This is a genomic window from Acidisphaera rubrifaciens HS-AP3 (genome assembly GCF_000964365.1).
In the GTDB taxonomy this organism is placed as follows: Bacteria; Pseudomonadota; Alphaproteobacteria; order Acetobacterales; family Acetobacteraceae; genus Acidisphaera; species Acidisphaera rubrifaciens.
The window spans coordinates 1-1,243 of record NZ_BANB01000561.1 but is presented as its reverse complement, the minus strand read 5'-3'; the positions used below and the strand labels follow the sequence as shown (position 1 = coordinate 1,243).

Annotated in this window: 1 protein-coding gene; it reads right to left on the bottom strand. The window is 74.8% G+C overall.

Features of this window, described 5'->3' with window-relative positions; genetic code table 11:
• On the bottom strand, positions 1-963 hold a 963-nt coding region (gene hpnA / locus B8460_RS14640), incomplete at its 3' end, for a hopanoid-associated sugar epimerase (protein ID WP_048862355.1).
• Positions 964-1,243 lie beyond the last annotated feature (280 nt).

The window sequence follows — 1,243 nt, the reverse complement described above, 5'->3', positions numbered from 1 at the left end:
GGCCACCGCCGCGCGCGGCGGGCGCGGCCGGTAGCCGAGCACGGCCTCCGCCTTGGCCGAGGAGAAGAACATCAGCTTGCGCGCCATGCGCAGATGGTCGCGCGTCACCACCGGCTCGATCCCGAAGCCGCGCGCCGCCCATTCCGACGCGACCGCCAGCGGCCAGATCGCCCCGTGCGGCAGGCGTAGGCGCGGCGGCCGCCGTCCCGTCTCGGCGGCGACCAGGGCGAACAGGTCGGCGAGCATCATGTCGGTGCCGCCGAGGATGTATTTCTCGCCCACCACGCCGCGCTCCAGCGCCAGCGCGTGCCCCTCCGCCACGTCGTCCACGTGGACGATGTTCAGCCCGGTCTCGACATAGGCCGGCATCCGTCCGGCGGCGGCATCGGCGATCATGCGGCCGGTGGGCGTCGGCTTGATGTCGCGCGGCCCCACGGGCGTGGACGGGTTGACGATCACCGCCGGCACCCCCTCGTCGCGCACCAGCGCCAGTACCGCCTGCTCCGCGCGGTATTTCGACTTCTTGTAGATGCCGATCACCGCGTCCTCGGTCACCGGCGTGGTCTCGTCGGCGGGCCGGCCGTCCTTGGTCAGGCCGAGGGCGGCGACCGACGAACAATAGACGACCCGCTCCACCCCGGCCGCCCGCGCCGCGCGCAGCAGTGCGACCGTCCCGTCCACGTTGGCGCGCAGCATCGCCGCCGGATCGGGCACCCAGATGCGGTAGTCGGCCGCGACATGCACCACGTAGCGGCACCCGGCGACGGCGGCGGCGAGCGAGGCCGCGTCGCGCAGGTCGCCCTCCGCCAGCGTCGCGCCCGCGATGCCGTCGAGGTTGCGACGGTCGCTGCCCGGCCGCACCAGCAGGCGCAGCGCATGGCCACGCGCCGCCAGCGTCCGCGCCACCGCGGCGCCGACGAATCCCGTGGCCCCCGTCAGCAGCGTGGTACCGGTCCCGGACATGGCTCCCGTGTCATCGTCTGGAAGGGCGCGACGTATAGCCCGCGGGCGGGGGCTTGGTGTAGAGCCGGGCCGACCGTTCCGCCTGCGGCGCGCATCGCCGCCGCCGCGGGGCGCCCGGCGCCACAAGGAACACGCTTGAAATCCGCCTCCCTCGCGCTCGCCCTCGCCGGTTTCGTGCTGGCGGCCCTGCTGCTCGACATCACCGGCCTGCGCGACATCGGCGACCGGCTGCTCGCCGTCGGCTGGGGCGGCGCGGCGGCGCTGCTGCTCTGCCAGGGGG